At 39.9% G+C, this 6000-nt stretch carries 5 protein-coding genes; 2 read left to right on the top strand and 3 right to left on the bottom strand.

Annotated features, from left to right (window positions below):
* The 3 genes from V757_RS16920 to V757_RS16910 form a co-directional block, all read right to left on the bottom strand.
* Window positions 1-1882 (bottom strand): UvrD-helicase domain-containing protein (locus V757_RS16920; protein WP_023949182.1); only part of this gene is annotated, 1882 nt, incomplete at its 3' end.
* Window position 1883: 1 nt separating this feature from the next.
* Entirely contained in the window at window positions 1884-2828 is a 945-nt protein-coding gene (locus tag V757_RS16915; protein WP_147628814.1) for a PD-(D/E)XK nuclease family protein, read from the bottom strand.
* Window positions 2809-4518, bottom strand: a complete 1710-nt coding sequence (locus V757_RS16910; protein WP_031274049.1) for a hypothetical protein — start codon at window positions 4516-4518, stop codon at window positions 2809-2811. Before V757_RS16910 ends, V757_RS16915 begins: the two co-directional genes overlap by 20 nt.
* Before the next feature lie 394 nt (window positions 4519-4912).
* Here V757_RS16910 and V757_RS16905 point away from each other — a divergent pair, with 394 nt between their 5' ends.
* Both V757_RS16905 and V757_RS16900 read left to right on the top strand, forming a co-directional pair.
* Window positions 4913-5551: an Rpn family recombination-promoting nuclease/putative transposase gene (locus V757_RS16905; RefSeq protein ID WP_023949176.1), complete on the top strand. Its 639-nt coding sequence runs from the start codon at window positions 4913-4915 to the stop codon at window positions 5549-5551.
* A gap of 52 nt (window positions 5552-5603) precedes the next feature.
* Window positions 5604-5882 carry a hypothetical protein gene (locus V757_RS16900; RefSeq protein WP_023949175.1) on the top strand — a complete coding sequence of 93 codons (279 nt, stop codon included), beginning with the start codon at window positions 5604-5606 and terminating at the stop codon, window positions 5880-5882.
* Window positions 5883-6000 lie beyond the last annotated feature (118 nt).

The raw sequence follows: 6000 nt of genomic DNA, 5'->3' as shown, positions 1-6000 counted from the left end.
TCTGTGCTAATGGCACCATTTTACCGCTTGAACAGGGATATTGGCTTGGTTCAAGGCTTCTGTCCAACCCTTCTAAACTGCTTGTTAACGCGAACGCACTAATACAGCCACCGTTCTTTTCTTTCTCAGACGCTTTATTTTGCTCCAATACATTTTGCACCAACGCTACGGCTTTATACACCGCCTGCTTTAATGCTTGTTCTTTACCTTCATCTCCACTTTGTTTGGTGAAGTTAAATGGATAATACTGAACTGCATTTGCCTCCTTTGCGGGTTTAAAGGGATGTGAATCCGTATAGCTAATTGCCCCTAGCGATGGCTGATTGTCAGAGGGGAACACCTGTTTAAACATATGATTCACCCAATCCACTACACCAGCATCTGAGCGGAAATTTTCTTTTAAGTGCAGTAAGTCCATCACCACATTACCCAATACTACTTGTTTTTCTGCCTCAGGAAGTCCTGTATTTTTGGCGGCTTTTTCAGCTAATGTCAGAAATAAACTCACTTCCGCATTGCGAAAACGATAGATGGATTGCATGGGATCGCCAACTAAAAATAAGGTACGACCATCACCCACAGACCATCCTGAAGTAATGAGATCTAATAACTCTTTTTGTGCAAAACTTGTATCTTGAAATTCATCAATCAGAATATGCTTTAAATCTGCATCGATTTTTAATAACATCTCTGTTGGAGCTTCTTGGCTACCTAACGCACGCAACGCGCGTTGTGAGATTTCTGTAAAATCAACCACCCCTTCCTCTTGAAATACTTTTTGCAAGTTATGTTCACATTGCAATAAGCACTCAAAAAAATGTTGGAATAAGGTAATATTTTCAGCATCAATTAATTGTGTTGGCAAGCTTTTAACATCACTGATTACATCGACCAAACGCTCGTCTAAAGTTTCAAACCACTCTACCAAGCCCTTTTTAAACGGAGCTGTCGGTGCGATACCACTTGTAACCCTCAAATCTCTCCGAATAGGTCCCTTATCCGTCGCCAAGAAAAAGCATAATGCCTGCCATTTTTCGATATCGTCAATGCTATGCGTAAACGGCTCTCCAGACCATTGCTTAAAAATTTTTAATGGATTCTCTTTTGGATCTTTACCTTTATCCAGTAAATATTGATGTAGGGTCTGAGCCGCCTCAGGCAAAATAGGCGATAAATAAGAAAACCACCCCACTGGTAGCAAGGTATCTAAGCGCTTGAGATTTTGCTCAATAATATTGTTAAGCGTCTCCATCATCTTTGTTAACGCTAGTGCTGGTTCTTGTGCTAATGATATCCAACCTTGCCGTTTATCTAACATCAGAACTAATAAAGAATGGAATTTTTCCACCTCTACATCAAGATGGGATAACACCACACGCACATTCTCTTGAGAATCTAATTGTGAAAATGTTTTTTGTACCGCTTTTCGATGCAATGACTCTGCCGACTCTTGAGGACTTAACCCTGCCCCGGCACCAGATAAGCTCGGTGTCATTCTGACTAAGGATTGAGCAAAAGAGTCTATCGTCTGAATACGTAAACGGCTTGGATTATCTAGCAAAGACCAATTAAGCTCACTATCTCTCTGTAACACAGCCAATGCTTTTTCTCTTGAGTCTTGTTGGTGTTCAGGTACAGGCTGTTCATTTGATCGCGCTTGTTCTAGCTTTTTCATCACACGATCTTTCATCTCAGCCGCTGCCTTACGCGTAAAGGTAATTGCCAAAATATCTTCGGGTCTATTGACAATCGCTAATAAGGACAAAATTCTATCCGTCAATAATTCCGTTTTCCCCGATCCTGCTGGTGCTTGCACAATATAAGAATGATGAGGATTAACCGCTTGCCTCCGTGCGATATGGTCAGTCGCTTGCTTCGTCATATTATTCCTCCTCTGTCTCATGTAATCTTAAAAATGGCAACACATTACAATGCCTCATATCATCGACGTCCAAGTAGCGATTTTTAGCCTCACCTCTTGCTATTTCTTGGAATAACAACAATAACGTAGACTGCCATTTGTCTGTGATTTCTATCCACTGCTCAGCGTTAATCAATGCTCTGTCATTTTGATTATGAGCATAAAGATTTTGCCAGAGGCCCACATAATATTCTTTTTGCCGAGAGAGACTACTAAATGCCACCCCATCTACATCAGCCGCAGGAGCAATCTTTAACAGCGATGCATATAAAGGTAATTGCAGATTTTTTAAGCGCTCACGATCCAACCAGTGCTTTTTGTATTCTGACGCAGATTCCAAACTTCCTGTTTTGTAATCAATAAAAATCAAATGCTCTTTCTCATTTTCATCAATACGATCCACTTTGAAGGTAAAGTGCAATCCCTCTTCTTCCAACATATAACGTCTTTCCGTTTCCCTAATCTTAAATGGCAAACGCTTTTCGGCATCATAGTCAATTAATTGCAAGACAAGATCACGAGCACGCTCTATCGTTAATGCTCTTAATGTCGGAGAGCTTAGATGTGATAATTCTGTCTGACCTGCCGTCTCTAAGGCTTGCTGTAACTGCTGAGTAACCCATTCTTTATCTTGAAGCTTACTTTGGTGACACCCTGTAAAATAAAACAACTCCATCACCTTATGTAAAAAATTACCTTTTACTAGAGATGTCAATTCAGTCTCAGGATAATCAGGTAGCGTTTCTAGCTGTAACCGCAGCACAGCATATGCCCATAGTGGATTGATGGATTGCTTCTCTAAGGTGTGATATCCACCCTCAACATGCCCTTGCATCGGCAAGCCACAATCATCTATTATTTTTTCTAACACAACGTCTTGAGCAGACTTAATATGCTGTATTGGCAAGTTTTTTTTGTGTCGCTAGATAAGGGCTTAAAAAACTACTGTGACGTAAAATTTCTTCACCTTTGAGACTCGGATAACTAAATACGACTAAGGGTGCACTATGCAATATCGCCTCAAAAACTTGTGTTGCCCATGCCATTTCACTTTCTGGCGTTGCATGCATCACATGTGCTCTACGCTGACTGCGTATAGGCAAATAGGGATTAGGATTGGAAATTTGAGGTAGCACATTATCCGTTAACCCCGATACCCACACAGCATCCCATTGCCCTCCCTCTATTTCATATAACCCCACGATATCGAGTACGACATTAGCTGGGCGCTGTCCTTGGAACATAGTTTGCCCAAGGTGTTGCTCAAATAACGATAAGGCTTCATCTGCACCCAACGCAGGTAGCATTTCATCTAACACAGAAAAGGCTTTCATCGCTTGTTCAAATGCCTGACAAAGCTGATAATTAATACTATTTAATGAGAAACCACTCGGAAAAGAAAAGGATTTTAAGGTCTCTTGATACACCTGCACCCACTCTGCACAGGTTCTTTTTTTCATAGACCATGTATCGATACTCGTTTGAAAAGCCTGAGCATGACTAGGATGAATTTTTGATAACTCATCAGAAAAAGCGTTGTACGATAATTTTACCGATGTACCAGAACGCAAGGTACAATCCCACATTGCCAACCGTTCACGATAATACGAGTCAAACGCAAACTCTGCATTTAACAAAGCATTACCCACATCCGCCAGCACCACTGCACCTTGTTGAAAACGTACTAATAGTCGGAACCACGCTAGCACAGAACGTACCAATCCCCATTCACTTAACGGTCGCCCTACCGCTATATGCCACTGCTGATCCAATACCGTATCCTTAAACATCAGCGTGAGCAAGCGCCGAAGTTGCGGGGCGGAATGCTGTAAGTCTGGCACGACTAAAGCGACTTTATGCGTAGGATTGCGTTGAATATACTGTGCTGCCCACATCAATGCTGATAACATTTCTTGATACGAATCCTCGGCACGATATACCTCTATCGATTGAGCCTTTTCACGATGTAATACTAATTGATAAACCTTGCTTCCATTAGCAATACACACTTCGAGCAGACGCTGTTGATACGCACTTAAACTATAAAAACCTAACAATACAATATGTGCAGGTGCTTTTAATTTACCCTCTTGAATCGCTTGCTGCAGCTGTGTTGCCAAAACAGGCGTATCCCACGCAGGCAATGCCGCCAATAACTGTTGATATTGCTGACGCCATTCACAAAACGCTGTATATTCAGGATTGACCTCATCCGCCCTAACCTCAATCCCCCATTCTGTCTCCAAACTATGTGCCTGATTCAAGGAGACCGCTGCCGCTGCCATATTCACCAAAGGCTCATCACTATTTTTTAATGCCGTTTGTAATGCTTGTCGCCAATACCATTGCTGTGCCATCTCATTAAGCACAATAGGCATCTCCACTTGCTGAAAATTTAACGTCGTTGCTAACTGCTGAAACCATGCTTTATAAGGCATAATCGTAGGTAGACTAATCACCTTCACATCAGCCGCCCGCTGTTGCAATAACAGCTTTTTCATAAACATCGCTAGACGATTATTAGCGGTAATAAGGGTTGTCTGCGTGGGAGGTAATGACGATAACTCAGTAAGAGATAAGGGCGTAAAAACAGTCATAATCGGTCAACATAGTTACAATTGATACGATTATAAATGAGATTTGAAAAAGATAACTAACGCTAGGATAGTTATTGCCATTAGATGAAAATATTACGCAGCACATCTTTTAAAGCCTCTTGTTTTGTCTAATAGTTACGTAATTTTATTGTTTCATTGTGAGAATAAATACTCAAAAACAAAAAATAACTCTTAGACAACAATATTCTGATAGAATATTTTATCTATCATTAATATAAAGACTTATAAAAAACGTTCTTCCTTTAACAAGCTCTGTCATTCATCACATAATCTTCCTCTACGGATATTTTTGTCTAATTGTCAGTCAGTACTATTCACTTTAGCATAAATAAATAATTTTTTATTCTTTGTTATCCAATAGAAACTCACACTTATGACTGACAAAATACCTTCATCTTCTTTAGATAATTCTCTATTTACAACCACGAGTAAGACAACATCAACTACTCAAATTATCACACCCAATACATCAGAAAATATCACTACACCTATTCCCTCTCTACCGCCTATCCTTAGTCTTAAAACGGATTGGGTCTTTAAATGGATGTTCGGTCAAGAAAAACACAAGCCTTTGTTGATTGACCTCCTCAATGCCATTCTGCAAGGCAAAGAGCCGCCCATTATCGACCTGACCTTTAACAATACCGAACAAATCGGTGAGCAATTAGACAATCGTAATGTTATCTTTGATATCTATTGCACCACCAGCGATAACACACATCTGATCATCGAAATGCAAAATATCAAGCAGCCACACTATATTGACCGTGCCCTTGCCTATGGGATAACGTCCATGAATAAGCAACTCAATACTCAGAGCAATTGGCATAAGCCACTTGAGCCAGTCTATGTGATTTCATTTGTTAACTTTATCTATTTTGAGAAAGACAGCTTTATTAGTCATGCCAGACTGAATGATTTAGATACAGGAACGGCTATTAGCTCAAAACTCAATCTTATTTTTCTGGAACTCCCAAAAATTAAAAAAAAATCAGTTAGACTATCAGCATAGTCGCCTAGATGCTTGGCTTTATCTTATTAACTACCTCGGAGAAATAGAGACCATGCCTGAATCACTAACGCTTGATAAGACCTTTAGAGAAATCTTTCAAAAAGCCAATACTGCTCAAATGACGGCGCAAGAGTTTGAGGACTTTATTCGCCGTAATAAATACCATTGGAATCACCTTATTGCATTAGATGAACGCTATACAAGTGGAATGGCTGAAGGTAAACTTGAAGGCTTAACTCAAGTAGCGAAGAGCCTCAAAACAGAGGGGATGGACATAACACTTATCCAAAAAGTCACCGGACTTTCTGCAGAAAAAATTAAGCAGCTCTAAAATATCTCGTATGAACAACTACATACATAATTATGGTTAAATCTCATTAGATGACATTTAAAAATTACTCATATCCCTTAAATGAGTGGTATTTCATCATAAATTCGTTTAATATTAC

Source organism: Pelistega indica (genome assembly GCF_000506865.1).
Classification (GTDB): Bacteria; Pseudomonadota; Gammaproteobacteria; order Burkholderiales; family Burkholderiaceae_B; genus Taylorella; species Taylorella indica.
The sequence above is the reverse complement of the archived record's forward strand: the minus strand, read 5'-3'. Positions and strand labels throughout refer to the sequence as shown.

Coding starts and splice junctions, on each gene's coding strand:
- V757_RS16910 (WP_031274049.1), bottom strand. CDS start 4,518: ATGACTGTTTTTACGCCCTTATCTCTTACTGAGTTATCGTCATTACCT.
- V757_RS16905 (WP_023949176.1), top strand. CDS start 4,913: ATGACTGACAAAATACCTTCATCTTCTTTAGATAATTCTCTATTTACA.
- V757_RS16900 (WP_023949175.1), top strand. CDS start 5,604: ATGCCTGAATCACTAACGCTTGATAAGACCTTTAGAGAAATCTTTCAA.